General features: G+C 68.4%; 23 protein-coding genes and 1 tRNA gene. 20 read left to right on the forward strand and 4 right to left on the reverse strand.

Translation table 11 applies throughout. From position 1 onward, the window contains the following. Nucleotides 1-21: 21 nt before the first annotated feature. Entirely contained in the window at nucleotides 22-900 is an 879-nt protein-coding gene (locus ACFORO_RS39800) for an SGNH/GDSL hydrolase family protein (RefSeq protein WP_377873148.1), read from the reverse strand. An 80-nt stretch (nucleotides 901-980) separates the two neighbouring features. Further along, nucleotides 981-1,883 carry a TIGR03619 family F420-dependent LLM class oxidoreductase gene (locus ACFORO_RS39805; RefSeq protein ID WP_377873149.1) on the reverse strand — a complete coding sequence of 301 codons (903 nt, stop codon included), beginning with the start codon at nucleotides 1,881-1,883 and terminating at the stop codon, nucleotides 981-983. A 446-nt stretch (nucleotides 1,884-2,329) separates the two neighbouring features. On the opposite strand from ACFORO_RS39805, the gene ACFORO_RS39810 reads away from it, so the two are divergent. From ACFORO_RS39810 to ACFORO_RS39835, 6 genes are all read left to right on the forward strand, one after another. Next, nucleotides 2,330-2,402: transfer RNA gene (locus ACFORO_RS39810), tRNA-Trp, on the forward strand. 32 nt (nucleotides 2,403-2,434) lie between these two features. Beyond that, nucleotides 2,435-2,866 (forward strand): preprotein translocase subunit SecE, encoded by a 432-nt coding sequence (secE, locus tag ACFORO_RS39815; RefSeq protein WP_354740562.1) that lies wholly within the window; start codon nucleotides 2,435-2,437, stop codon nucleotides 2,864-2,866. A gap of 74 nt (nucleotides 2,867-2,940) precedes the next feature. Continuing rightward, complete coding sequence (nusG, locus tag ACFORO_RS39820; protein WP_377873150.1) at nucleotides 2,941-3,753, forward strand: transcription termination/antitermination protein NusG; 813 nt, start codon at nucleotides 2,941-2,943, stop codon at nucleotides 3,751-3,753. 82 nt (nucleotides 3,754-3,835) lie between these two features. After that, entirely contained in the window at nucleotides 3,836-4,270 is a 435-nt protein-coding gene (gene rplK / locus ACFORO_RS39825) for a 50S ribosomal protein L11 (protein ID WP_009072206.1), read from the forward strand. 73 nt (nucleotides 4,271-4,343) lie between these two features. Then, a complete protein-coding gene (rplA, locus tag ACFORO_RS39830; RefSeq protein ID WP_354740566.1) occupies nucleotides 4,344-5,063 on the forward strand; it encodes a 50S ribosomal protein L1 in 720 nt (239 codons plus the stop codon). Nucleotides 5,064-5,132: 69 nt separating this feature from the next. Then, a complete protein-coding gene (locus tag ACFORO_RS39835; protein WP_344270011.1) occupies nucleotides 5,133-5,942 on the forward strand; it encodes an alpha/beta fold hydrolase in 810 nt (269 codons plus the stop codon). Nucleotides 5,943-5,945: 3 nt separating this feature from the next. Here the strand turns inward: ACFORO_RS39835 and ACFORO_RS39840 are convergent, their stop codons facing one another. Further along, nucleotides 5,946-6,956: a hypothetical protein gene (locus ACFORO_RS39840; protein ID WP_377873151.1), complete on the reverse strand. Its 1,011-nt coding sequence runs from the start codon at nucleotides 6,954-6,956 to the stop codon at nucleotides 5,946-5,948. A gap of 318 nt (nucleotides 6,957-7,274) precedes the next feature. On the opposite strand from ACFORO_RS39840, the gene rplJ reads away from it, so the two are divergent. The 13 genes from rplJ to ACFORO_RS39905 all read left to right on the forward strand — a co-directional run bounded on the left by rplJ (nucleotide 7,275) and on the right by ACFORO_RS39905 (nucleotide 20,283). Continuing rightward, complete coding sequence (gene rplJ / locus ACFORO_RS39845; protein WP_354740571.1) at nucleotides 7,275-7,829, forward strand: 50S ribosomal protein L10; 555 nt, start codon at nucleotides 7,275-7,277, stop codon at nucleotides 7,827-7,829. Nucleotides 7,830-7,878: 49 nt separating this feature from the next. Next, the gene (rplL, locus tag ACFORO_RS39850; RefSeq protein ID WP_354740573.1) at nucleotides 7,879-8,265 is read left to right on the forward strand and encodes a 50S ribosomal protein L7/L12; all 387 of its coding nucleotides are present in this window, start codon (nucleotides 7,879-7,881) and stop codon (nucleotides 8,263-8,265) included. 454 nt (nucleotides 8,266-8,719) lie between these two features. Beyond that, nucleotides 8,720-9,898 (forward strand): ABC transporter ATP-binding protein, encoded by a 1,179-nt coding sequence (locus ACFORO_RS39855; protein WP_377873152.1) that lies wholly within the window; start codon nucleotides 8,720-8,722, stop codon nucleotides 9,896-9,898. 32 nt (nucleotides 9,899-9,930) lie between these two features. After that, entirely contained in the window at nucleotides 9,931-10,683 is a 753-nt protein-coding gene (locus ACFORO_RS39860) for an MlaE family ABC transporter permease (RefSeq protein WP_051165981.1), read from the forward strand. A gap of 2 nt (nucleotides 10,684-10,685) precedes the next feature. Then, on the forward strand, nucleotides 10,686-11,522 hold the full coding sequence (locus ACFORO_RS39865; protein ID WP_037360186.1) for an MlaE family ABC transporter permease: 837 nt from the start codon (nucleotides 10,686-10,688) through the stop codon (nucleotides 11,520-11,522). Next, nucleotides 11,519-12,850 carry an MCE family protein gene (locus ACFORO_RS39870; RefSeq protein ID WP_377873153.1) on the forward strand — a complete coding sequence of 444 codons (1,332 nt, stop codon included), beginning with the start codon at nucleotides 11,519-11,521 and terminating at the stop codon, nucleotides 12,848-12,850. The genes ACFORO_RS39865 and ACFORO_RS39870 overlap by 4 nt, the downstream gene beginning before the upstream one ends. Continuing rightward, nucleotides 12,847-13,875: an MCE family protein gene (locus tag ACFORO_RS39875; protein ID WP_377873154.1), complete on the forward strand. Its 1,029-nt coding sequence runs from the start codon at nucleotides 12,847-12,849 to the stop codon at nucleotides 13,873-13,875. Before ACFORO_RS39870 ends, ACFORO_RS39875 begins: the two co-directional genes overlap by 4 nt. Further along, nucleotides 13,872-14,858 (forward strand): MCE family protein, encoded by a 987-nt coding sequence (locus tag ACFORO_RS39880; RefSeq protein ID WP_116200921.1) that lies wholly within the window; start codon nucleotides 13,872-13,874, stop codon nucleotides 14,856-14,858. The genes ACFORO_RS39875 and ACFORO_RS39880 overlap by 4 nt, the downstream gene beginning before the upstream one ends. Then, entirely contained in the window at nucleotides 14,855-16,036 is a 1,182-nt protein-coding gene (locus ACFORO_RS39885; RefSeq protein ID WP_377873155.1) for an MCE family protein, read from the forward strand. Before ACFORO_RS39880 ends, ACFORO_RS39885 begins: the two co-directional genes overlap by 4 nt. Nucleotides 16,037-16,046: 10 nt before the next feature. Next, on the forward strand, nucleotides 16,047-17,267 hold the full coding sequence (locus ACFORO_RS39890) for an MCE family protein (protein WP_377873176.1): 1,221 nt from the start codon (nucleotides 16,047-16,049) through the stop codon (nucleotides 17,265-17,267). Then, a complete protein-coding gene (locus ACFORO_RS39895) occupies nucleotides 17,267-18,529 on the forward strand; it encodes an MlaD family protein (protein ID WP_354740585.1) in 1,263 nt (420 codons plus the stop codon). Before ACFORO_RS39890 ends, ACFORO_RS39895 begins: the two co-directional genes overlap by 1 nt. A 36-nt stretch (nucleotides 18,530-18,565) precedes the next feature. Continuing rightward, nucleotides 18,566-19,174 carry a hypothetical protein gene (locus tag ACFORO_RS39900; protein ID WP_354740587.1) on the forward strand — a complete coding sequence of 203 codons (609 nt, stop codon included), beginning with the start codon at nucleotides 18,566-18,568 and terminating at the stop codon, nucleotides 19,172-19,174. 26 nt (nucleotides 19,175-19,200) lie between these two features. Further along, nucleotides 19,201-20,283, forward strand: coding sequence for a hypothetical protein (locus ACFORO_RS39905; RefSeq protein ID WP_377873156.1), 1,083 nt, complete (start codon nucleotides 19,201-19,203; stop codon nucleotides 20,281-20,283). A 101-nt stretch (nucleotides 20,284-20,384) separates the two neighbouring features. On the opposite strand, the gene aroQ is transcribed toward ACFORO_RS39905, so the two are convergent. Further along, nucleotides 20,385-20,831 carry a gamma subclass chorismate mutase AroQ gene (gene aroQ, locus ACFORO_RS39910; RefSeq protein ID WP_377873157.1) on the reverse strand — a complete coding sequence of 149 codons (447 nt, stop codon included), beginning with the start codon at nucleotides 20,829-20,831 and terminating at the stop codon, nucleotides 20,385-20,387. Between the two features lie 719 nt (nucleotides 20,832-21,550). Between aroQ and rpoB the strand changes: the two genes are divergently transcribed. Then, on the forward strand, nucleotides 21,551-25,054 hold the full coding sequence (gene rpoB / locus ACFORO_RS39915; protein WP_354740595.1) for a DNA-directed RNA polymerase subunit beta: 3,504 nt from the start codon (nucleotides 21,551-21,553) through the stop codon (nucleotides 25,052-25,054). The last annotated feature ends 40 nt before the right edge of the window (nucleotides 25,055-25,094 follow it).

Genomic DNA, 25,094 nt, shown 5'->3' on the forward strand with positions numbered 1-25,094 from the left:
CAATGCCACATTGGGGCGGCCTCAGTGCACCCCGAGCACGGACTCCACCACGCCAGCCATCCCAGCCTCACCCCGCGCATTCGGGTGCAGCGCCGCGGCCGAGGACGTCGGGATCACCCCCTCGATCCACTTCACATCCGAATTCGCGCAGACGTCATGGCCCTTGCTCGGCTGAGCCGTATCCGCGAACCCGGCGTCGTGGGACTTGGCCTGGTCGGACAAGGCATCGTTGAGTTTCCCGAGCGCGTCCCGCAGATACGCCACATCGCCGGAGCCCAACGGAAGAACCGGCCAGCAACCGTCGCCGTCCGGGAGGACCGTCGGGTAGCCGACGACCACCACCCGCGCCTTCGGAGCCTTCTTGTGGATCTGATCGAGCGCGCTGCCGACCTTCTTCGCGGCTTCGCTGATGCGGTCGGCCAGCTGGTCCTTGCCGCCCGCGGTGAGCCGGTCCTTGCACGGCGAGGCGCTCTCGTGGGCGGTCACGCAGGTCTGCGCCAGTGCGATGAATCCCACATCGTTGCCGCCGATGCCGAGGGTCACCAGCGTCGTGTCCGCGGTGACCGAGTCGAACTGCGGCGGGTTTGAGCCGTTGCGCGTCGACTGGGTGTCGGTCAGGTCGTCCGTCGTCGCGCCGCTGCAGCTGACGTCCACGAACTTCGCCGGCTTCAGCTTCGCGGACACCAGGTGCGGATAGTTGTTGTCCGAGCGCGCACATCCGGCCGGCGATCCCGACTGCTTCCCGGTGCGCGGCGCCGACGTGTACGAGTCGCCGAGCGCGACGTACCGGCCGCTGCCGCCGCCGGTGTCCGCGCCGGACGGCGGTGCGGCCGACGAATCGTGCTTCGACTTGTAGTAGCCGACGGCCAGCAGCGCCCCCACGACAACGAGGACGAGCAACCCGCATCCACCGCTCTTGTTAGCCCCCACCCGACCGTTTTACCGGTCCCGCCCCTCGCCGACGACCCGCTTACGGGTGATCACGCAAAGACAGCACCGTGCAGCTCGCCCGCGAGCTCCAGCGCGTGCGGGACGGTTTCGGCCACATAGTGCAGATCGACCAGCGCCTCGGTGATCCCCTCGGCTTCGGCTGCCTTGAGCTGACCTGCGACGTCCTCGATGGTCGCGACCTTCGAACCCGGCGTCGGGTTGATCCGCAGCACCCGGCGCAGCGACTCCGGATCCCGGCCGGCCTTCTCCGCGGATTCGACGACCACCGCCCACTTCTGGCGCAGCATCGGGACCGGGAGCCCGGCAGGCAGCCAGCCGTCCGCGATCCGGCCGACGCGCCGCAGCGCCGCGTCCGACGCCCCGCCCAGCAGCACCGGCGGGCCGGGCTGCTGCATCGGCCGGAGGCCGATCAGCGAGTCCGGGATGTCCCAGCGTTCGCTCTGGTGCCCGGCCGGATCCGCGGTCCACAGCGTCCGCAGCACCTTGACCAGTTCGGCCAGCCGCGCGCCGCGGTGCTCCCACGGCACCCCGGCGGCGGTGTACTCGTCGCGGAGCCAGCTGAGCCCGAGGCCGACGTCGAGCCGGCCGCCGGACAGCAGGTCCAGCGACGTCAGGGAGCGCGCCAGCAGCACCGGCGAGTAGAGCGGGCCGTTGAGGGTGCTCGACCCCAGCCGCGCCGACTCGGTCGAGTTCGCGGCGATCGTGAGCGCCAGCAGCGGATCGACGAAGCGGACGAACTCCGGCGGATACGGCCGTTCGGGTGTTCCGGACGGGTAATAGGTCTTGGGGGAGACCGGAGTCAGGACCCGGTCGCCGACCCACAGCGAGGCGAAGCCGATGCGCTCCGCTTCGGTGGCGAAGCCGGCGATGGCGGAGGGGTCGGCGAGCTTGCCGTACTGCGGCAGCGCCAGTCCGAGCCGGAATGTGGTCACCGGGTCTCCTTGATCATGAGTTTCGCTTGCCGGGCAATGAAGATCATCTTCCGTCGGGATGATCTTGGTGCCCCGGCGGGGAAATTCGCGGCGGCAGCGCCGATTTCGCTGGCCGCACAATGAATCCGAATGCCTGTGAAACGGGAGGACCCGGCGAGCGAGAGGGGCCCGTCGGCGGTTTCGCGATTAATCGGATTACGGTGCACGGGCCTATATTCGCACGTTCGGGTGATCTTCGCCGAGGGTTCCGGGATGCCGTCCGAAGGGCCCGGAACGGCCGCCTCCGGGGCGCCGTGAGACCGCCGCGCGGGCGTCGAGGGGGCTGGGTTGCAAGGCAACATCCGCCTTGCCGTAGACTTCGGAACTCGGAACGCACTACGGTCATCCCCGCCGGATGGTGGGGACGATGGAATGCGTCCTCCGGAGCCAGGGTGACCGGGCTCCACAGGGGTGTAGCTCAATTGGCAGAGCAGCGGTCTCCAAAACCGCAGGTTGCAGGTTCAAGTCCTGTCACCCCTGCGTACGGGAACTGGTGGAGCGGAGGAGTGGTCGTGAGCGACAGCGACGCCAGCGGCGAGCACGAGCAGGACGATTCGGGCAAGCCCGGAGTCGAATCCCGCCCGGTGTCCGCCGCGGCTCGGCGCGAACGCCGCGCTTCCGCTCGGCCGGCAGGCAAGTCCGAGGCACGGCCGGGCTCGACCCGTCCGTCCGGCAAGGCGGGCGACAAGGTCGCGAAGCCCGCCGACGCCAAGGGCGCGCCGACCCCTAAGCGGGACCGGAAGGCGAAGAAGGCCTCGGTGTTCGCCCGGTTCACGCGGTTCATCCGCGAGGTCTGGGCCGAACTGCGCAAGGTCATCTGGCCCAACCGCAAGCAGATGGTCACCTACACCGCGGTCGTGCTGGTGTTCGTGGTGTTCATGGTGGCCCTCGTGAGCGGTCTCGATCTCGGCTTCAAGGAGCTGGTCGGGCTGGTCTTCGGCTGACGCCCGACGGGCGCGCCACCGCGCTGGCCGGGCCCCGGTCCGGCCCGGCAAGCGATCAACTGAGAGGACGGAACGTGACCTCCGACAACGGCACCGAAGCCGGTCGCGACCTGACCGAGCTTTCCGACGAGCAGGTGCAGACGGCACCCGGCGACGAGGAGTCCGCCGAGTCCGTCGAGGTGCCCGTCGCCGAGGACGAGGTCGCCGCCGCCACCGACGAGTCCGAGGAATCGGACGACGACGTGACCGAGCCCGCCCCCGAGGCGGACGACCCGGTCGCCGCGCTGCGCGCCGAGCTCAAGGCCGCGCCGGGCGAGTGGTACGTCGTGCACTCGTACGCCGGTTACGAGAACAAGGTCAAGACCAACCTCGAGACGCGTACCCAGACCCTGGACGTCGAGGACTACATCTTCCAGATCGAGGTTCCGACCGAAGAGGTCACCGAGATCAAGAACGGCCAGCGCAAGCAGGTGCAGCGCAAGGTGCTGCCCGGCTACATCCTGGTCCGGATGGACCTCAACGACCAGTCGTGGAGCGCGGTGCGCAACACCCCGGGCGTCACCGGGTTCGTCGGGGCCACCTCGCGGCCGTCGCCGCTGACCGTGGACGAGGTGCTGAAGTTCCTCGCCCCGCAGGTCGAGAAGGAAGCCCCGGCCAAGGCGGCCAAGGGCGGGGACTCCGCCGCGGCCGCGTCGTCCGGCGCGCCCGCCGTCGAGGTCGACTTCGAGATCGGCGAGTCGGTCACCGTCATGGACGGCCCGTTCGCCACGCTGCCCGCCACGATCTCCGAGGTCAACGTCGACGGGCAGAAGCTGAAGGTCCTGGTGTCGATCTTCGGCCGGGAGACCCCGGTCGAGCTCTCGTTCAGCCAGGTCTCCAAGATCTGACGGCCGGGCCATCCCGGTCGGCAGTCCCCGCGTACTGGCAGGTGTGCGGGGGACTCACGTCAGTTAAGAAGGACACAAGGTAATGCCACCCAAGAAGAAGAAGCTTGCGGCGATCATCAAGCTGCAGATCAAGGCGGGTGCGGCCAACCCCGCGCCGCCGGTCGGCCCGGCGCTGGGTCAGCACGGCGTCAACATCATGGAGTTCTGCAAGGCCTACAACGCCGCGACCGAGTCGCAGCGCGGGGACGTCGTCCCGGTCGAGATCTCCGTCTACGAAGACCGGTCGTTCGACTTCAAGCTGAAGACGCCGCCGGCCGCCAAGCTGCTGCTCAAGGCCGCGGGCGTGGAGAAGGGCTCCGGCGAGCCGCACAAGACCAAGGTCGCCAAGGTCACCTGGGACCAGGTCCGCGAGATCGCGAAGACCAAGGAGACCGACCTCAACGCGCACGACATCGACCAGGCCGCGAAGATCATCGCCGGCACCGCCCGCTCCATGGGCATCACGGTCGAAGGCTGACTTTCAAAGCAACCCGTGGGAGAGCCAGTGCTGGCTCGCCACCACACTGATCCATTGATTTGAGGACAGAAGCATGACCAAGCACAGCAAGGCCTACCGCCAGGCCAGCGAGCTGATCGACAAGGCGCGGCTGTACGCGCCGCTCGAGGCCGCGAAGCTGGCGAAGGAGACCTCCAAGACGAAGATGGACGCGACCGTCGAGGTCGCGATGCGTCTCGGGGTCGACCCGCGCAAGGCCGACCAGATGGTCCGCGGCACCGTGAACCTGCCGCACGGCACCGGCAAGACCGCCCGCGTCATCGTTTTCGCCGTCGGCGACAAGGCCGCTGAGGCCGAAGCCGCCGGCGCGGACGCGGTCGGCACCGACGAACTGATCGAGCGCATCCAGGGTGGCTGGCTCGACTTCGACGCCGCGATCGCGACGCCGGACCAGATGGCCAAGGTGGGCCGCATCGCCCGCATCCTCGGCCCGCGCGGCCTCATGCCGAACCCGAAGACCGGCACGGTGACCCCCGCGGTCGAGAAGGCCGTGAAGGACATCAAGGGCGGCAAGATCAACTTCCGCGTCGACAAGCAGGCGAACCTGCACCTGGTGATCGGCAAGGCGTCGTTCGACACCGAGAAGCTGGTGGAGAACTACGCGGCCGCGCTGGACGAGATCCTGCGCGCCAAGCCGTCGTCGGCGAAGGGCCGCTACGTCAAGAAGATCACCTTCACCACCACGATGGGCCCGGGCATCCCGGTCGACCCGGCGCGGACCCGCAACCTCCTCACCGAGGACTCGGCGGTCTGAGTCGCACATCACGCGAAAGGGTGGTCACGCTTCGTGCGTGACCACCCTTTTTTCGTGTCTCATGGACATATGCCAACGACGTTCATCGCCCCCGACGGGCTCCAGCTGAGCTACACCGTCTGGGAGGGCGACGGACGGCACCGGCGGCCCGTCGTGCTGCACCACGGTTTCGCCGCCGACTCCCAGGTGAACTGGGTCAACCCCGGAGTCGTGGACGCGCTGGTCAAGGCGGGCTTCACGGTGATCGCGCTGGACGCGCGCGGGCACGGCGAGTCGGAGAAGCCGCACGATCCGGCGGCCTACGGCGAGGACATCATGGCCGCGGACCTGACCGCGCTGTTCGACGAACTCGGTCTCGAAGAGGTCTGCCTGGCGGGCTACTCGATGGGCGCGATCGTCTCGCTGCTGGTGGCTACGCGTGACCGGCGAGTCCGCTGCCTCGCGGTCGGCGGGGTCGGGGCGGGAATCGTGGACTTCGGCGGCGTGGACGCCCGGGTGGTCAACCGGAGCCAGATCGCCGCGGGGCTGCTGGCCGAAGACCGGTCGGAGGTGCCCTCGGCGGCGCGCCCGTTCCGCCGCCTGGCCCGCCGGGCGGGCGCGGACGTCGAAGCGCTGGCCGCGGTCATGCACGCGACCCCGCACGGCCCGATGCGGCTGTCGAACCTCTCGGCGGCGACGCTGATCCTGGCCGGGGAATCGGACGAACTCGCGACTCAGCCGGAGCGTCTCGCGGCGGGGATCGCGGGCGCACGACTGGTGCGGGTCCCGGGGAACCACATGGAAGCGGTGGCGCACCCGGCTTTCGCGGCGTCGCTGGTGGACTTCTTCGCGTACTCGGACACGGGGGAGACCCGGTTGCCGATCAGTTCGCCTGCCTGACGGTCAGCCCGGAGTAGAGGTCGCTGTCGGCGGCGCGCATTTCTCCGGTCCGCGCTGGTGTCCGGAGATCAGCCACTGTCCTTTTTCGACCTGCTTGACGGTGAAGTCGCCGAGGGCCGGACCTCCGGTGATGGGGAAGTCGCACGACTTGACCACCACGTCCTCGCCCGGTGGCCATCCGGAACGCTTCGAGATCGACTCGGCGTAGGCGTCGACCGAACCGGGCGCGCGGTCGAGCCGGTCATGCAGACCCTGGACCGCGGCGGCGCAGTCGGTGAAACCGAGATCAGTCGCGAACTTCAGCTGCGTGGCCTGGTCGAAGAGGCCGCAGACGTGGTCGACCATGCTCTTCTGCCCGGGACCGTGCTGTGCGATGCCGTCGTAAACGCGGCGGACTGATTCGTACGGCGAGGCCGTCGTGAGGATCTGGTTCGTGTGGTAAGTCCCGCCGCCCTCGGCGGCGATCTGGGCTGAGGTCTTGCCGTCGTCGCTGGGGAAGATCTGGTGGTAGCCCCAGTTGATCAGGATGCCGAGGATGACCAGGGCGATCACCCAGCCCAGGATCTTCCCGCCGAGGCGTTTCACCCAGCGCGGCACCGGGCGGCGCTCGCGCGGCGGTTCCTCGTACGCGGTCAGCGCGCCCGGCTGGTGCGGCGGGGCTGGCGGCTGGCCGCCGGCGAGTGGCTGCGGCTGGCGGTTGCCGACCGGGACCAAGCCCGCGTCGGGGGCCGGAGCCGGTTCGGTGCCCTGCTGGGACTGGGTGAACCGCAGGTACTCCTGGAACCGCTGGAATTCCTGGAACTGGCGCAGCTGCTCGGGATCCAGCTGGGGCTCGGCAGATCCGCTCGGCTGCGGAAGCGCGGGCGGCTCGTTCGGAGCCGCCGGTTGAGCGGGAGTCCGCGGCGCGATCTCGGCCCCGCCCGGCTGCGGAAGTGCGGGCGGCTGCGCCGAGGACCCACCCGGGCCGGGAGGGGGAGTTTCTTCCGGCTTTCCGTGATCACGCTGTTCCGCCACGTCACCAATGATGCCCGCTCCGCCGCGATTTCCCGAGACTGCCCCGGTTCTCGCAGCTCAGCCAGGGGGTGCCCGCGAACCTCGAACCGCCCTCCCGTATGCTGGTCGACGGTTCTACCAAAGACCGCTGGTTTTCTCCGGATTCCCGGGGAACGAAGGTTCCGCAGTACGGCGGACGGCCTGCGCAGGAGGAACGAGGCTTTCACCCCGGTCGCGAGACTGGGCAACGCCCCGCGTCTGCTGCGCGTGGGCGTTTTTGTCGTTCGGAGGCGCCTCCGTCATGGCCAGTGGTGACACTAGCCAAGAGAGGAGGCGACCATGGCGAAGCCCGACAAGGTGGCGGCCGTCGCCGAGATCGCGGAGAGCTTCCGCAGCAGCTCGGCCACCGTCGTTACCCAGTACACCGGCCTCTCCGTGACTCAGCTGTCCCAGCTGCGCCGCGCTCTCGGCACCAGTGCCAAGTACCGGGTCGCGAAGAACACCCTCGTCAAGCGTGCCGCTGAGGACGCCGGCCTCGAGGGGATCGAGGACCTGTTCGTCGGCCCGACCGCGATCGCCTTCGTGCAGGGCGAGGCAGTCGACGCCGCGAAGGCACTTCGCGACTTCGCGAAGGACAACAACGCGCTTGTCATCAAGGGCGGCTACATGGACGGCCGCGCGCTGTCCGTGGACGAGATCTCCAAGATCGCTGATCTCGACAGCCGTGAGGTGCTGCTCTCCAAGGCGGCGGGCGCGTTCAAGGCGAAGCTTTCCCAGGCCGCGGCGCTGTTCCAGGCGCCGGCGTCCCAGGTTGCCCGCCTGGCTGCCGCGCTGGAGGAGAAGCAGCGCAACGCCACCGGTACCGAAGCAGCCGAAGCACCCGCCGAGAGCTGAACCACCCCACCCCGAACGTTTTAGTTCGTTTTTCTGAGAGGAAGCCATCATGGCGAAGCTGAGCACCGCCGAGCTGATCGACGCCTTCAAGGAGCTGACCCTCCTCGAGCTGTCGGACTTCGTGAAGGAGTTCGAAGAGGTCTTCGACGTCACCGCCGCCGCCCCGGCCGCCGTTGTCGCGGCCGCCCCGGGCGCCGCTCCGGCCGAGGCCGCCGCGGAGCAGGACGAGTTCGACGTCGTCCTCGACTCGGCCGGCGACAAGAAGATCCAGGTCATCAAGGTCGTCCGCGAGGTCGTCTCCGGTCTGGGCCTGAAGGAGGCCAAGGAGCTGGTCGAGGCCGCTCCGAAGGCGCTCCTGGAGAAGGTCGACAAGGAGGCCGCCGAGGCCGCCAAGGAGAAGCTCGAGGCCGCTGGCGCCAAGATCTCCATCAAGTGATCCCGGGCGCGCAAGCGCCTGCGTCACGTCGAAAAGGGCGGACACCCGACACGGGTGCCCGCCCTTTTTGCTGTCCGGGACAAAAAGACGCACAGTCGCCGAACCGGATCGCGAGCACCCTCGTTCAGGCGAACAAATCGTTCACCCGACGGGTCCGGGTCACCCCCTGTTTGCCGCGTTTCCGCCGGTTAACCCGTCAGGGTGAGCGCGGGTCGGCCATCTGGATCTGCGCCCGAACGTGACGTGCACTACCGTGCTGCCAGCGGTCGCCGTACTGGATCCCCGTCGCGTGAGGTGTGCACGGGGGCTGGCCAGAGAACAAAACTGGTGAGTAACCTGTTCGCGCTCAGCTCGTTGCACCTGGTTGAAGCGGAGTTCGCCGCGCGAGCTCCGCCGCTGCCAGCGGTGACGGGGCGGCGGTGCGCGACGACGCGGAACAGCTCCTGGAGGTGCGATGGGTGCCGAGGTGGTCATCGAAGGTCTGACGAAGTCCTTCGGAAAGCAGACCATCTGGCGGGACGTGACGCTGACCCTGCCTCCCGGCGAGGTCTCGGCGATGCTCGGCCCGTCCGGAACCGGCAAGTCCGTGTTCCTGAAGTCGATGATCGGCCTGCTCAAGCCGGACCGCGGACGGTGCGTCATCAACGGCGTCGACATCGTCACCTGCTCCGAGCACAAGCTGTACGAGATCCGGAAGCTCTTCGGCGTCCTCTTCCAGGACGGCGCGCTGTTCGGCTCGATGAACCTCTTCGACAACGTGGCCTTCCCGCTGCGGGAGCACACGAAGAAGTCCGAGACCGAGATCCGCCGGATCGTGCTCGACAAGCTCGAGATCACCGGTCTGGCCGGCGCGGACAAGAAGCTCCCCGGCGAGATCTCCGGCGGTATGCGCAAGCGCGCCGGCCTCGCCCGCGCCCTCGTGCTGGACCCGGAGATCATCCTGGTCGACGAGCCGGACTCCGGTCTCGACCCGGTCCGCACGACCTACATCTCGCAGCTCTTCCTGGACGTCAACGCCCAGATCGACGCGACGTTCCTGATCGTGTCGCACAACATCAACCTCGCCCGCACGGTGCCGGACAACCTCGGCATGCTGTTCCGCAAGGAACTCGTCATGTTCGGCCCGCGCGAGGTGCTGCTGACCAGCGACGAACCGGTGGTCGAGCAGTTCCTCAACGGCCGCAAGCTCGGCCCGATCGGCATGTCCGAGGAGAAGGACAGCGCCCAGATGGCCCGCGAGCAGGCCGAGGCCGAGGCGGGCCACGGCGACGTGCTCAACGAGGACGTGCGCGGTGTCGTGCCGCAGATGCAGGTCAGCCCGGGCGTGCCGGAGCGCGGCGGGGCCAAGCGCCGGATGGACCGCGTGATGCGGATCCTGCACACGCTCCCGGCGGCGGCGCAGGAGGGGATCATCGAATCCCTCACCCCGGAGCAGCAACGGCACTACAACGTGCGGCCCAACCCCGGTGCGTTCCACCACCAGACGGGCCCCGAGGACACCCAGCAGCTGCCCCCGGTCAGCACACCGGGCCCGGTGCCGAACCAGCACCAGGGACAGCTTCCCGCCGACCAGGTCGCGCGCATTCCGGGCGCGGACCGCCGGTCGCCCCGGCACGGGCAGGGTGGCGCGTGACCACCAGCACGGCCAAGATCCCCGGCTACGGAATGCTGCGGGAGACCGGGAACCTGTTCGCGCTCGGCCTCGACATCATCCGCGGCATCTTCCAGCGCCCGTTCCAGTTCCGCGAGTTCATCCAGCAGGCCTGGTTCGTCGCGAGCGTGACGATCCTGCCGACCGCGCTCGTCGCGATCCCGTTCGGCGCGGTCATCTCGCTGCAGTTCGGCGCGCTCGCCCGCCAGCTCGGCGCGCAGTCCTACACCGGTGCCGGTTCGGTGCTGGCGACCGTGCAGCAGGCCAGTCCGCTGGTCACCGCGCTGCTGGTGGCCGGCGCAGGAGGAAGCGCGGTCTGTGCTGATATTGGCGCGCGGACCATCCGCGAGGAGATCGACGCGATGGAGGTGCTGGGCGTCTCCGCGGTCCAGCGCCTGATCGTGCCCCGCACGCTCGCCATGATGCTCGTCGCGCTCCTGCTCAACGGCATGGTCAGCGTCATCGGCGTGCTCGGCGGCTACTTCTTCAACGTCGTGCTCCAGGGCGGCACCCCTGGCGCGTACCTGTCCAGCTTCTCCGCGCTCGCCCAGCTGCCCGACCTCTGGGTCGGCGAGATCAAGGCGCTGATCTTCGGCTTCATCGCCGCGGTCGTGGCGGCCTATCGCGGCCTGCACCCGAGCGGCGGCCCGAAGGGCGTCGGCGACGCGGTGAACCAGTCGGTGGTCATCACGTTCCTGCTGCTGTTCGTGGTGAACTTCGTGATCACGCTGATCTACTTGCAGCTCGTGCCCGGAAAGCTGGACTGACCATGACGTTCCTTTCGGGGGCGAAGCGGATCGCCAACCGCCCGCTGGAGACCCTGGACACGCTCGGCGACCAGATGTCGTTCTACGGCCGGGCTCTGCTGTGGACACCGCGCACGCTGCGCCGCTACACCAAGGAAGTGCTGCGGCTGCTCGCCGAGGTGAGCTTCGGCTCCGGCTCGCTCGCGGTCATCGGCGGCACGGTCGGCGTGATGGTCGGCCTGACGCTGTTCACCGGTGTCCTCGTCGGCCTTCAGGGCTACTCGGCGCTGAACTCGATCGGCACCTCGGCCTTCACCGGCTTCCTCACCGCGTTCTTCAACACCCGCGAGATCGCACCGCTGGTCGCCGGGCTGGCGCTGTCGGCGACGGTCGGCGCGGGCTTCACCGCGCAGCTCGGCGCGATGCGGATCTCCGAGGAGATCGACGCGCTCGAGGTGATGGGCGTGCCGAGCCTCCCGTACCTGGTGACCACGCGGATCATCGCCGGGTTCGTGGCCGTGATCCCGCTGTACGTGATCGGCCTGCTGAGCTCGTACCTCGCCTCGCGGCTGGTCGTTATCTATATCTACGGACAATCCGCGGGTACCTACGACCATTACTTCGACCTGTTCCTACCACCGCAAGACGTGCTCTATTCGTTCATCAAGGTGCTGATCTTCAGCGTTTTGATCATTCTTTCGCACTGTTACTTCGGGTACCGGGCCAGCGGCGGGCCCGCCGGGGTGGGCGTGGCCGTCGGCCGCGCGGTGCGGCTTTCCATCGTCACGGTTTCGGTCGTGAACTTCTTCATCGGTTTCGCGATTTGGGGAACCGACGTCACGGTGAGGATTGCGGGATGACCACACTACGGCGCAGGTTGCTCGGCCTGCTGCTGGTGGCGGTGCTCGTCGGCGGGATCGCGCTCAGCATCGCGATGTACGACAAGGCGTTCAGCAAGTTCGTCACCGTGAAGCTCGACGCGGGCCACATCGGCAACCAGTTGCTCAAGCAGTCGGACGTGAAGGTCCGCGGTTTGATCGTCGGTTCGGTGCAGGACATCAAGGCGACCGAGAACGGCGCGGAACTGACGCTGGCGATGGACCCGGAGTCGGTGAAGCTGATTCCGGAGAACGTGTCCGCGCGATTCCTGCCGAAGACGTTGTTCGGCGAACGCTATGTGTCGCTGCAGATTCCGCAGGACCCGTCGGGCAAGACGCTTTCCCAGGGCGACGTGATCACCCAAGACCGCACTTCCGGCGCGGTCGAGCTGGACCAGGCGCTCGAACACCTGATGCCGGTGCTGCAGGCGGTGCAGCCGCAGAAGCTGTCCAGCACGCTCACCGCGATCTCGACCGCGCTGCAGGGCCGGGGCAAACCGCTCGGCGAGACGCTTTCGCAGCTCGGCCAGTACATCGGCGACCTGAACCCGCACGAGCCGGAACTGCAGCACAACCTGCAGGCGCTCGCGGAGTTCTCCGGCCACCTGAGCAACGCGACGCCGGATCTGGTGCAGAGCCTGGACAACCTGAGCACGACCACCCGCACCGTGGTGGCCGAGCAGGGGAACCTGTCCAGCCTGTACGGCAACCTCACCACCGCGTCGCAGGACCTGCAGTCGTTCCTGGAGGCGAACTCGCAGAACCTCATCAGCCTCGCCAGCACCGCGCGGCCGACCGCCGAGCTGCTCGCGAAGTACTCGCCGGAATACCCGTGCGTGCTGAAGCAGATGGCGAAGGTCGTGCCGACGGCGGACGCGGCGCTGGGCAAGTTCAACGGCAAGCCCGGCCTGAACGCCACCATCGAGATCGTCGTGAACCGCGGGCCGTACAAGCCGGGCGAGGAGCCGAGGTTCGAGGACAAGCGCGGTCCGCGCTGCTACGACCTCAACCCCGCGCCGGACCCGTTCCCGCAGCAACCGCCGGACGGCCCGTTCAAGGACGGCACCAAACAGGGCGCGGCCCCGAAGACCGTCGGCGAGGGCCTGAACCCGGCCAACTTCAAGGCGGACGCGGCCGGGATCAACGGCGGCGGCGCCTCGGGCGGCAACCCGGTCAACACCGCGGCTGAGAACAACTTCCTCGCCGCGCTGGTCAGCCCGGAGATGGGGATGTCGCAGAACCAGTTCCCGGGCTGGGGCTCGCTGCTCGTCGGCCCGCTCTACCGGGGCACGGAGGTGACGGTCAAGTGAGGGGACTCGCCGCACCGCTGATCAAGCTGGCGATCTTCGTGGTGATCACGGTGCTGTTCACGACCGTGCTCGGCATCAGCATCGCGAACATCAACACCACCAGCACCAGCTCCTACTCCGCGCGGTTCACCGACGCCACGCTCCTGCTGCCGAACGACGACGTGCGCATCGCGGGCGTCCGCGTCGGCCAGGTCAAGGACGTGAAGATCGTCGACAAGCGCCAGGCGCAGGTGGACTTCGAGGTCGACTCGGGACGCAAGCTCCCGGCGGGCGTCACCGCGCAGATCAAGTTCCGCAACCTGGTCGGCCAGCGTTACGTCTCCCTCGGCGAGGGCGACGACACCAGCGGCGCGACGCTCAAACCGGGCGATTCCATCCCGCTCGAGCGCACCACGCCCGCGCTGGACCTGACCGAGCTGTTCAACGGCTTCAAGCCGCTGTTCACCGCGCTGAACCCGGCCGACGTGAACAAGCTGTCGTACGAGGTCATCCAGGTGCTCCAAGGCGAGGGCGGCACGGTGCAAAGCCTGCTGTCGCACACCGCCTCGCTGGCCACCACGATCGCGAACAAGGACCAGGTGATCGGCGAGGTCATCGACAACCTCAACTCGGTCCTCGACACGGTCAACCAGCACACCCCGCAGCTCAACGACCTGATCGTGAAGCTGCAGCAGCTGGTGTCCGGCCTCGCCGCGGACCGCAAGCCGATCGGCGACGCGATCGAGGGGCTGGGCAACCTGGCCACCACGACCGCCGGGCTGCTGACCGACGCGCGGGCTCCGCTGAAGGACGACATCGCGGCCCTTGGCAAGCTCACCACGAACCTGAACCAGAACGAACCGCTCGTCGAGCACTTCATCCAGTTCATGCCGAAGAAGGTCAGCGCGCTCACCCGCACCGCCGACTACGGCTCGTGGTTCAACTTCTACGCGTGCGAGATGACGGGGACGGTCGGCGCGCCGCCGCTGCTGCCGAACACGAACTTCACGCTCTTGCCGACGAACCGGGACAGGTGCAAGGGATGAAGTCCTTCCAGAAACGCAACCCGATCCCGATCGCGCTGGTCGGCATCGCGGTCATGGCGCTCGGCCTCGTCGCCGCCATGAACTCCGAGGACCTGCCGGTGATCGGCGGCGGCACCACCTACAGCGCGGACTTCTCCGAAGCGGCCGGGCTGCAGAAGGACAACGACGTGCGGATCGCCGGCGTGAAGGTCGGCAAGGTGTCCGACATCAAGCTGGACGGCGCGTCGGTCAAGGTGTCGTTCAAGGTCAAGGACGCCTGGATGGGCGACAAGACCACGGCGGCGATCAAGATCAAGACGCTGCTGGGCCAGAAGTACCTCGCGCTCGACCCGCAGGGCAACGGCAACCTCGACCCCGGCGCGCCGATCCCGCGCGACCGCACGATGTCGCCGTACGACGTGCTCGACGCGTTCCGCGGCCTGTCGCAGACGGTCGACGCGATCGACACGAACCAGCTGTCGAAGAGCTTCGAGGCGATCACCCAGACGTTCTCGAACACGCCGCAGGACGTGAAGGGCGCGCTGTCCGGGCTGTCGAAGCTGTCGGACACGATCGCCAAGCGCGATTCGCAGCTGGCGAACCTGCTGGCCAACACGCGCCAGGTGTCGCAGACGCTGGTCGACCGCGACGCCGAGGTGCAGAAGCTGATCACCGACGGCAACCAGTTGCTGGACGAGATCGGCAAGCGCGAGCAGGCGATCAAGACGCTGCTGGATGGTTCGAAGCAGCTGTCGACGCAGTTGCAGGGCCTGGTCGACGACAACGACGGCCAGCTGAACCCGGTGCTCACCCAGCTCGACCAGCTCACCTCGATGCTGCAGCGCAACCAGGATTCGCTGGCGCAGGGGATCCAGAAGTTCGCCCCGTTCATCCGGGTCTTCAACAACACGATCGGCACCGGGCACTGGTTCGACAACTACATCTGCGGCCTGGTGCTTCCCTCGGTCGGCCCGCTCAATCCGGAGGGGTGCAACTCCAAATGACCGACACCCGCTTCGGCCAGTCGCTCACCCGCGGCTTCACGATCGCGATCGTGCTCGCGCTCGTGGTCGCGGGCGCGCTCTGGTGGACCCTCAAGGACGCCGGCCGCAACCACCTGACCGCGTACTTCGCCGGCGCCGTAGGCCTTTACGAGGGCAACAGCGTCCGGATGCTCGGCGTGGACATGGGCACGGTGACCAAGATCCAGCCGATGGGCAACCAGGTCAAGGTCGACCTCGAATACGACCGCTCGGTCGCGGTGCCCGCCGACGCGAAGGCGCTGATCGTGTCGCCGTCGCTGGTCAGCGACCGCTACATCCAGCTCGCCCCGGCCTACACCGGCGGCCCGCGCATCTCCGACGGCGCGACGATCGGCCTCGACCGCACCGAGGTGCCGCTGGAGGTCGACCAGCTCGCCGCCAGCCTCGCCAAGGTCAGCGAGACGCTGGGACCCAACGGGGCCAACAAGAACGGCTCGCTCTCGGACCTGCTGAACACCGCGGCGAACAACCTCGACGGCAACGGCAAGGCGCTGCACGACACGATCACCAAGCTCGGGCAGGCGTCCGGCACGCTGGCGGGCAACAAGGACGACCTCTTCCAGACGGTGCAGAACCTCGGCAAGTTCTCCCAGTCGCTCGCCAACAGCGACGGCCAGGTGCGCCAGTTCGAGAGCCAGCTCGCCGACGTCAGCGGATTCCTGGCCGGGGAGAAGGACAATCTCGCCCAGACCGTGCAGCAGCTCGGCACCACGCTGCAGTCGGTGCAGGGTTTCATCGAACGCAACCGCGGCCGGTTGAAGTCCAATGTGGACAAACTGGCCAGCGTGACCAAGGTGCTGGTGGACCAGCGCAGCTCGCTCGCCGAGATCCTCGACGTCGCGCCGGTCGCGCTGTCCAACATCGTCGGCGTCTACAACGGCTCGTCCGGCACGCTCGACGCGCGGCCGAACCTCAACGAGCTGACCCAGCCGCCGCTGGTGATGATCTGCAGCCTGCTCAAGCAGACCTCGGTGACCAAGCAGCTGCTCGGCAACGCCTGCGACGGCATCGCGAAGGTGGTCGACGGCGTGGTTCCGCTCCCGTCCACCGCGCAGGTGCTGCAGGCGATGCAGAACGGCCAGCTGCCGCCGCTGCCGCTCCCGCTGCAGGGCCAGGTCTACGGGACGCAGGGGAGCTGACGTGAAGCGACTGACCAAGTTCGCCGCGGGCGGGGCGCTCACCACGGTGACCGCGCTCGTGCTGAGCGGCTGCGCGTTCAACGGCGTCTACGACGTCCCGCTGCCCGGCGGGGCCGACCTCGGCAGCCACCCGTACACGCTGAAGATCCAGTTCAAGGACGTGCTCGACCTCGTCCCGCAGTCCGGCGTGAAGGTCAACGAGGTGCCGGTCGGGCAGGTCAAGGCGATCGGGCTGACGCCGGACGGCTGGCACGCCGAGGTGACCGTCGAGGTCAACGGCGACGTGAAGCTGCCCGCCAACGCGATGGCCAACGTGAAGCAGTCGAGCCTGCTCGGCGAGAAGTACGTGGAACTGGCCTCGCCGGGCGGCACCGAGGCGACCGGGCAGCTGGCGAACGGGGCGACCATCCCGCTCGCGCGCACCGGCCGCGACGTCCAGGTCGAGGAGGTGCTCGGCGCGCTGTCCCTGCTGCTCAACGGCGGCGGCGTGGAGCAGCTCAACACGATCACCAAGGAGCTCAACAACGCCACCGCCGGCCGCGAGCCGGACATCAAGGCGCTGCTGTCCAACGCGAACGAGCTGGTCACGAACCTCGACAACCAGTCGGCCAACATCACCCGCGCGCTCGACGGCCTCAACCGGCTGTCGATGACCCTGCGGGACCAGAAGGACAAGCTGGTCGGCGCGGTCGACAACCTCGGGCCCGGGCTCGGGGTGCTGGAGCAGCAGCGCGGCCAGCTGGTGACCATGCTGAACGCGCTCAACAACCTCTCCGGTGTCGCGACCGACACGGTGAACAAGAGCAAGGCGGACCTGGTGGCCGACCTCAAGGCGCTCACGCCGACGCTGCAGAAGCTCGGCGAGGCGGGCAGCGACCTGCCGAAGGCGCTGGAGATCCTGCTGACCTACCCGTTCACCGACCAGGCCTACAACGACGTCAAGGGCGACTACTTCAACCTGTTCGCCAAGGTCGACCTGAACCTGAAGAACGTCATCGACAACCTCGGCCGCAGCAGGCAGAACGGGCTCAACGGGTTGGTCCCGCTTCCCGGGCTGACCGGCGGCGTCGAAGGCACGCCGTCGAACCAGCCGCCGCCGCTGTCGTTCCCGGGCAACCAGCCCGCGCCGCAGCAGCAGGCTCCGTCCTCGACCGGCGGCCAGGGCGGCGGGCAGCCGTCGCAGGGCGGGTTGTCCGGCCTGTTCGGGGTGCTTTCCGGAGGTGCTGGCTGATGTTGCTGCGCAGGACGAAAATCCAGCTGGTGCTGTTCGCGATCATCTCGGTCGTGGCCATCGTGTACGCGCTGATCCGCTTCGCCGGCCTCGGCACGGTGTTCGGCAGCAGCGGCTACACGGTGAAGCTGCAGCTCAACGAATCCGGCGGGATCTTCACCAACGCCGAGGTGACCTACCGCGGCTTCAACGTCGGCCGCGTCGGGCAGCTGCGGCTGACCCAGACCGGCCTCGAAGCCGACCTGAACATCGACCCGTCGGCCCCGCGCGTGCCGTCCGACCTCGACGCGGTGATCGCCAACCGGTCCGCGGTCGGCGAGCAGTACGTCGACCTGCGGCCGAAGAACGATCAGGGCCCCTACCTCGCGGGCGGTTCGGTGATCCCGGCCGCGCGCACGACGACTCCGGTCAGCACCGACCGGCTGCTGGGCGACCTCGACTCGCTGTCGGCCTCGGTGCCCACCGACGCGCTGCGGAAGGTCGTCGACGAGTCCTACGACGCGTTCCGCGGCACCGGCGGCGACCTGCAGCAGCTGCTCGACACCGCGCGCAGCTTCACCACCACCGCGCAGCAGTACCTGCCGCAGACCGTGCAGCTGCTGCAGGCCGGCGGCAAGGTGCTGGACACGCAGAACGACGAGGCGTCGAACTTCGCGTCCTTCTCCAAGAGCCTCAACCAGCTCAGCGGGACGCTCAAGAACTCCGACGGCGACCTGCGCAAGCTGATCGGCGTCACCCCGCAGGTGGCGACCCAGATCAGCCAGGTGGTCAAGGACACCGGGCCCGGCCTCGGCGCGCTGACCGCGAACCTGCTGACGACGGCCAACCTGACCGTGACCCGGCTGGACGGCCTCGAACAGGGCCTGGTGACGTATCCGGCACTGGCGGCCGCCGCGCCGTCGGTGGCCCCCGGCGACGGGACCGCGCACCTCGGCCTGGTGCTGAACCTGTTCAACCCGCCGTCGTGCACGAAGGGCTACGTGCCCTACAGCCAGTACCGTCCGGGCTCGGACACCTCGTACCGGCCGGAGGACGACAAGGCCTACTGTGCCGAGCCGAAGGGGAGCCCGATCAACGTCCGGGGTTCCCAGAACGCGCCCTACAACGGCGTGCCGGTGCAACCGTCCCAGCAGGACATCGCGGCCAACCAGAACCGGCCCGCGCAGCAGTTGCAGGAGCAGCGCGACGCGCAGGTGCCCGGTGTCGTCGGCAGCCCCGGGGTCTCGCTGAACAGCATGGGCTCGCTGCTGGGACTCGGCTGACCGGGATTTGATGACTGTTACCTACTCTGGAGTGTTATGAGTGCCGAGCACGCGGTCGCCGAGGAAGAGGTGACCGCTGATACGCCCGAACCGGCTTCGGCCGGTGCGGCGCAGGAAAAGTGGACGCTTCCCGGATCGCCGCGCGTCTGGCTGCTCGGGTCCGGGGCGTTCGCCCTCGCCGCGCTGGTGGTGGCGATCGTGTTCGGGATCATGTGGCTGGTCGCGGAGATGGACGGCGACCGGGACCTCGCCTCGGCGCGCGACGACGTGCTCAAGGACGGCTCGGCCGCGGTGCTGGCCTACACCCAGGTCGACTACCAGCACCTCGACGACTACTTCGCCAAGCAGAAGTCGGTCTCCAGCGACGACATGGCCAAGCAGATCGCGCAGGCCCAGCCGAACTACTCGAAGGCGCTGACCGACCAGAAGGTCAAGGTCACCACCACGATCCAGGACATCGCGGTCGAGGAGCTCAACGACCACGACGGCAAGGCCAGCTTCCTGGCCGCGATCAGCACGGACACCTCGGCCGGCGGCAAGAACGCCACCAAGGCGCTGCGGCTCGAGGTCCAGATGACCCGGGTCGGCAGCGACTGGAAGCTGTCCGGGATCGACCAAGTGCCGCTCGTCGCCGCCGGCCAGTAGCTTCACCCGCAGATCGGAGTTCCGCAGTGCCCCCCTCCCGTCGCCAGCCACCGCGCAGCAGCAGCACGCCACCGGCTCGCAAGCCGAAGGTCGCCGGGCTGCGCAAGCCGTCGGACCCGGCGGCGCCGGCGGCCTCGCCCAAGCCGCGCCCCCGGCCGCGGCCGCTTCCCGACGCGGATCCGGCCGAGGTGACCCAGGAGCTGCGGATCCCCCGCGGCGGGCTGGTGCGCCCGGCCGAGCCTGAGTCTGTTGACACCGAGCCCGTGGAGGCCGAGGTCGCCGAGACCGCGCCCGCGGTCGAGGAAGACACCGTCGAAGCCGCTGAGCCGGAAGCCGAGGTCTCCGAGGTTTCCGGCGTCAGCAAGGAAGCCCCGGCCGAAGAGGTCGACGCGCTGACCGGCGAGACGGTCGACGAGGAACGGCCGAGCCCGCGGCGGAAGAAGCGGGACACCGGTTCGGCGAAGCCCTCCGACGTCGAGGAAGCCGAGACCAAGGCACGGGCCGAGGACGACTCGGTCCCGGCTCAGCGGTCCGTGGTCAGCCGCAACACGGTGCGGGTCGCGCTGCTGCTGGTGGTCGCCCTCGCGCTGGTCGCCGCGGCGGTCATCTTCCAGGTCAAGGGCTCGGACGCGGCCGATTCGACGAGCAACCGCGCGGTGCTCGACGTGGCGAAGACCGCGCAGGTGAAGGACCAGGTCTCGAAGGCGATCGAGACGCTGTTCTCCTACGACTTCAACAACATCAAGAAGACCGAGGACGCGGCCAACCAGCTGCTCGCGACCGACCAGGTCAAGACGAGCTACAACGCGCTGATGGGCCAGGTCAAGAAGCTCGCGCCGCAGCAGAAGGTGGTCGTGACCTGCAAGGTCACCCGCAGCGCGGTGATCCGGCTGAACGGCGACCTCGCCCGGGTGATGCTGTTCATCGACCAGACGTCGACGCGCGCGGACACGAAGCAGACCGCGGCCGGCACGGCGCAGATGCACGTGGACGCCCAGCTGCAGGGCGACACCTGGAAGATCACCGACATGGACACCTACAAGGCCGCCGGACCGGCCGCTGGCGCACCGGCATCGTCTGCGCCCGCCTCGGCCCCGCCGTCGAAGTAGACAGTCCTCAGCAGACGTCACGGCCCGCTCCCGGAACCTCTGGGGGCGGGCCGTCGTCGTGTCTCGTGATTGCTTATCCCGGTTCTACCCGGGACCAGCACTCACGAGTGTCGCTGAGCGAGCGTCCGGAAAGCCGTCCGGAGCGGCTCCTGTTTCAGCTCGTCCGGCGTTTCCGGCGGTGTGAGGGGTTCGGAGCCGGTCGCGGCCAGCCGGTCCAGCAGAGCGACTGTGAGGCCGTCCAGTTCGGCGCGCAGCACAGACAGGTCAGGGCCGCCGGTCGGCCGGTCTCCGGGATGCTCGGTCCAGCGCTCGAAGAGACGGCGCTGGACCTGCTTGCTCGCGGCGATCTGGTCGGAGAGAAACCCCGCGGCGAGGTCCGGGTCAAGGCCGATTTCACGGGCCAGGTTCCGGACGCGGGCCAGCTCGCGTTGTTCGCGGACGGGATCGTCGACCGCCCGCCCGGCCCCGAACTTCGCGGCGGCGACCTGCTCGCTGATCGCCAGCCTGCGCAGGACCAGCGCGGGAAGCGACGCGTCGGGTTCCGGCATCGTGCGCACCTCCGGGAGTTCGGCCCCGCCCAGTTGATCACCGGGACCGCGCCGTTGCCAACCGCTCCCTCCCACCGCGCGCAACCCCTGCCCGGGGGACCCGGAATCCGGGTTCGAGCTGCCCGAAGTTCCCCTATTCCGCTCTGCCGCTCAGCGCACGACCGCTCGCGGAATGTGATCCATCCCGCGCCCGCCGCGCCGTGCGGAAAACGGCCGTCGCGCGTGCGTGCGGGCCGCCGACCTGCGTCGTGGCCGGGCCGACCTGCGCGGCGGGCCGCGGGTACCCGGCGGTAACCTCGGTGGCCGCCGGATCGGTCACCCTGCGCTGTCCCGCTTCGACGCTGCGCCAACCGGCGGGACCGCCGCGCGGCATCTTGACTCCAAAGCCGCGTGGGTTCACGCTTACTGCCAACGGTCACGGCCGGGGAACGCGAACCTTGCGGGAGGGGCGCGAAAACCCGGGCGAACCGGGAGCCAGAGGACGCAGTGAGGCTCAGGGAGACGCACTGCCCCAAGGTGACGCGATGCAGGCTGGGCCCCGTCGGGAGTGCCCCCTGGACAGACCGCGTCATGGGGGCTAGACTGCTTCTTTGCGCTGCCCTCTTTCAGGCTGCCCGGAGCCGGTAGTTAGGATAGTGGGCACACGGCACCCCTGACAGTCCGCGACAGCTGTTGCCATCGCGGCTGCTCACCGCTCATTGTCCCCGGAAGGACGCATCTTGGCAGTCTCTCCCGCGAACCAGGCCACTGCTGCGACCACCTCGGCTGAATCCCGCGCGCAGGCCACGGGAATCCCCGGAGCGCCCAAGCGGGTCTCCTTCGCGAAGATCCGCGAGCCACTCTCCACCCCGAACCTGCTTGACGTCCAGATCCAGTCGTTCCAGTGGTTCACCGGCAACGAGGCGTGGTTCGAGCGCCGCGTCAACGAAGGCGAAGAGAACCCGGTCGGCGGTCTGGAAGAAGTCCTCAACGAGATCTCTCCGATCGAGGACTTCTCGGGCTCGATGTCCCTCTCCTTCTCCGCCCCGCGCTTCGACGAGGTCAAGGCCTCGATCGAGGAGTGCAAGGACAAGGACATGACGTACGCGGCCCCGCTGTTCGTCACCGCCGAGTTCGTCAACAACAACACTGGCGAGATCAAGAGCCAGACGGTCTTCCTGGGCGACTTCCCGGTGATGACCGACAAGGGCACCTTCATCATCAACGGGACCGAGCGGGTCGTCGTGTCCCAGCTGGTGCGTTCTCCGGGTGTGTACTTCGACAGCAGTGTCGACAAGACGACCGACAAGGACGTCTTCAGCGTGCGCGTGATCCCGAGCCGCGGCGCGTGGCTCGAGTTCGACGTGGACAAGCGCGACACCGTCGGCGTCCGCATCGACCGCAAGCGCCGCCAGCCGGTCACCGTGCTGCTGAAGGCGCTCGGCTGGTCCACCGAGGCGATCCGCGAGCGCTTCTCGTTCTCCGAGACGCTGCTGGCCACCCTCGAGAAGGACCACACCGCGGGCACCGACGAGGCGCTGCTCGACATCTACCGCAAGCTGCGCCCGGGCGAACCGCCCACGAAGGAGAGCGCGCAGACGCTGCTGGAGAACCTGTTCTTCAAGCCGAAGCGCTACGACCTGGCCAAGGTCGGCCGCTACAAGGTCAACAAGAAGCTCGGTCTCGACTCGACCTACGACACCGGCACGCTGACCGAAGAGGACATCGTCTCGGCCATCGAGTACCTGGTCCGGCTGCACGCCGGCGAGGACAAGATGACCAGCTCCGCCGGCGTCGAGGTGCCGGTCGAGACCGACGACATCGACCACTTCGGCAACCGCCGCCTGCGCACCGTCGGCGAGCTGATCCAGAACCAGATCCGGGTCGGCCTCTCCCGCACCGAGCGCGTCGTGCGCGAGCGCATGACCACCCAGGACGTCGAGGCGATCACGCCGCAGACCCTGATCAACATCCGCCCGATCGGCGCGGCGATCAAGGAGTTCTTCGGCACCTCGCAGCTGTCGCAGTTCATGGACCAGAACAACCCGCTGTCGGGCCTGACGCACAAGCGTCGTCTTTCGGCCCTCGGCCCGGGCGGTCTGTCCCGTGAGCGCGCCGGCATGGAGGTCCGCGACGTCCACCCGTCGCACTACGGCCGGATGTGCCCGATCGAGACGCCGGAAGGCCCGAACATCGGCCTGATCGGCTCGCTCTGCTCCTACGCGCGGGTCAACCCGTTCGGCTTCATCGAGACGCCGTACCGCAAGGTCGTCGAGGGCCAGGTCACCGACCAGGTCGACTACCTGACCGCGGACGAGGAAGACCGCTACGTCAAGGCGCAGGCCAACGCGCCGCTGACCGACGACGGGCACTTCGAAGAGGACAAGGTCCTCGGTCGCCGCAAGGGCGGCGAGGTCGAGCTGATCGACCCGCTCGAGATCGACTACATGGACGTGTCGCCGCGGCAGATGGTCTCCGTCGCCACCGCGATGATCCCGTTCCTGGAGCACGACGACGCGAACCGCGCGCTGATGGGCGCGAACATGCAGCGTCAGGCTGTGCCGCTGCTGCGCAACCAGGCTCCGTACGTGGGCACCGGCGTGGAGCTGCGCGCCGCGGTCGACGCCGGGGACGTCCTGGTCGCCGAGCAGGCCGGCGTGGTCGAGGAGCTGTCCGCGGACATCATTACGATCATGCACGACGACGGCACGCGGAAGAGCTACGGACTGTACAAGTTCCGCCGCTCCAACCACGGCACGTGCTTCAACCACCGGCCGATTGTCAACGAGGGGGACCGGGTCGAGCAGGGCCAGGTCATCGCCGACGGCCCGTCCACCGAGAACGGTGAGATGGCGCTCGGCAAGAACCTCCTCGTCGCGGTCATGCCGTGGGAGGGCCACAACTACGAGGACGCGATCATCCTCTCCGAGCGCCTGGTGCAGGACGACGTGCTGACGTCGATCCACATCGAGGAGCACGAGATCGACGCCCGCGACACCAAGCTGGGCGCCGAGGAGATCACCCGGGACATCCCGAACGTCTCCGAGGAGGTCCTGGCCGACCTCGACGAGCGCGGCATCATCCGCATCGGGGCCGAGGTCCGCGACGGCGACATCCTGGTCGGCAAGGTCACGCCGAAGGGCGAGACCGAGCTGACGCCGGAAGAGCGCCTGCTGCGCGCGATCTTCGGCGAGAAGGCCCGCGAAGTCCGCGACACCTCGCTGAAGGTGCCGCACGGCGAGACCGGCAAGGTCATCGGCATCCGGGTGTTCTCCCGCGAGGACGACGACGAGCTGCCCCCGGGCGTCAACGAGCTGGTCCGCGTCTACGTGGCCCAGAAGCGCAAGATCCAGCCGGGCGACAAGCTCGCCGGCCGGCACGGCAACAAGGGTGTCATCGGCAAGATCCTGCCGGTCGAGGACATGCCGTTCATGGAGGACGGCTCCCCGGTCGACATCATCCTGAACACCCACGGTGTTCCGCGACGGATGAACATCGGCCAGATCCTCGAGCTGCACCTCGGCTGGCTGGCCTCGCAGGGCTGGACGATCGAGGGCAACCCGGACTGGGCGAAGAACCTGTCCGAGGAGCTCTACGACGTCGCGCCGAACACGAACACCGCCACCCCGGTGTTCGACGGCGCGAAGGAAGAGGAGCTCACCGGGCTGCTCGGGGCGACCAAGCCGAACCGCGACGGCGAGCGCATGGTCAAGGAGAACGGCAAGGCCACGCTGTTCGACGGCCGCTCCGGCGAGCCGTACCCGTACCCGGTGTCGGTCGGCTACATGTACATCCTGAAGCTGCACCACCTGGTCGACGACAAGATCCACGCCCGCTCCACCGGCCCGTACTCGATGATCACCCAGCAGCCGCTGGGCGGTAAGGCGCAGTTCGGCGGCCAGCGCTTCGGCGAGATGGAGTGCTGGGCGATGCAGGCCTACGGCGCGGCTTACACGCTGCAGGAACTGCTCACGATCAAGTCGGACGACGTGGTCGGCCGCGTCAAGGTGTACGAGGCGATCGTGAAGGGGGAGAACATCCCCGAGCCGGGCATCCCGGAGTCGTTCAAGGTGCTCCTCAAGGAGCTCCAGTCGCTGTGCCTCAACGTCGAGGTGCTCTCCAGCGACGGCGCGGCGATCGAGATGCGCGACTCCGACGACGAGGACCTCGAGCGCGCGGCGGCGAACCTCGGCATCAACCTGTCCCGCAACGAGTCGCCCTCGGTGGACGACGTCGTGCACTGATTCGGTGTCGAGCCGGGATCTGCCTCCCGCGGATCCCGGC

Origin of the sequence: Amycolatopsis halotolerans (assembly GCF_042647905.1) — a bacterium.
GTDB classification, from domain to species: domain Bacteria; phylum Actinomycetota; class Actinomycetes; order Mycobacteriales; family Pseudonocardiaceae; genus Amycolatopsis; species Amycolatopsis halotolerans.

Excerpts from the sequence above, each read along its gene's own strand:
- rplK (WP_009072206.1), top strand. The coding sequence starts at position 3,836 with ATGCCACCCAAGAAGAAGAAGCTTGCGGCGATCATCAAGCTGCAGATC.
- rplA (WP_354740566.1), top strand. The coding sequence starts at position 4,344 with ATGACCAAGCACAGCAAGGCCTACCGCCAGGCCAGCGAGCTGATCGAC.
- ACFORO_RS39835 (WP_344270011.1), top strand. The coding sequence starts at position 5,133 with ATGCCAACGACGTTCATCGCCCCCGACGGGCTCCAGCTGAGCTACACC.
- rplJ (WP_354740571.1), top strand. The coding sequence starts at position 7,275 with ATGGCGAAGCCCGACAAGGTGGCGGCCGTCGCCGAGATCGCGGAGAGC.
- rplL (WP_354740573.1), top strand. The coding sequence starts at position 7,879 with ATGGCGAAGCTGAGCACCGCCGAGCTGATCGACGCCTTCAAGGAGCTG.
- ACFORO_RS39855 (WP_377873152.1), top strand. The coding sequence starts at position 8,720 with ATGGGTGCCGAGGTGGTCATCGAAGGTCTGACGAAGTCCTTCGGAAAG.
- ACFORO_RS39860 (WP_051165981.1), top strand. The coding sequence starts at position 9,931 with ATGCTGCGGGAGACCGGGAACCTGTTCGCGCTCGGCCTCGACATCATC.
- ACFORO_RS39865 (WP_037360186.1), top strand. The coding sequence starts at position 10,686 with ATGACGTTCCTTTCGGGGGCGAAGCGGATCGCCAACCGCCCGCTGGAG.
- ACFORO_RS39870 (WP_377873153.1), top strand. The coding sequence starts at position 11,519 with ATGACCACACTACGGCGCAGGTTGCTCGGCCTGCTGCTGGTGGCGGTG.
- ACFORO_RS39880 (WP_116200921.1), top strand. The coding sequence starts at position 13,872 with ATGAAGTCCTTCCAGAAACGCAACCCGATCCCGATCGCGCTGGTCGGC.
- ACFORO_RS39885 (WP_377873155.1), top strand. The coding sequence starts at position 14,855 with ATGACCGACACCCGCTTCGGCCAGTCGCTCACCCGCGGCTTCACGATC.
- ACFORO_RS39895 (WP_354740585.1), top strand. The coding sequence starts at position 17,267 with ATGTTGCTGCGCAGGACGAAAATCCAGCTGGTGCTGTTCGCGATCATC.
- ACFORO_RS39900 (WP_354740587.1), top strand. The coding sequence starts at position 18,566 with ATGAGTGCCGAGCACGCGGTCGCCGAGGAAGAGGTGACCGCTGATACG.
- aroQ (WP_377873157.1), bottom strand. The coding sequence starts at position 20,831 with ATGCCGGAACCCGACGCGTCGCTTCCCGCGCTGGTCCTGCGCAGGCTG.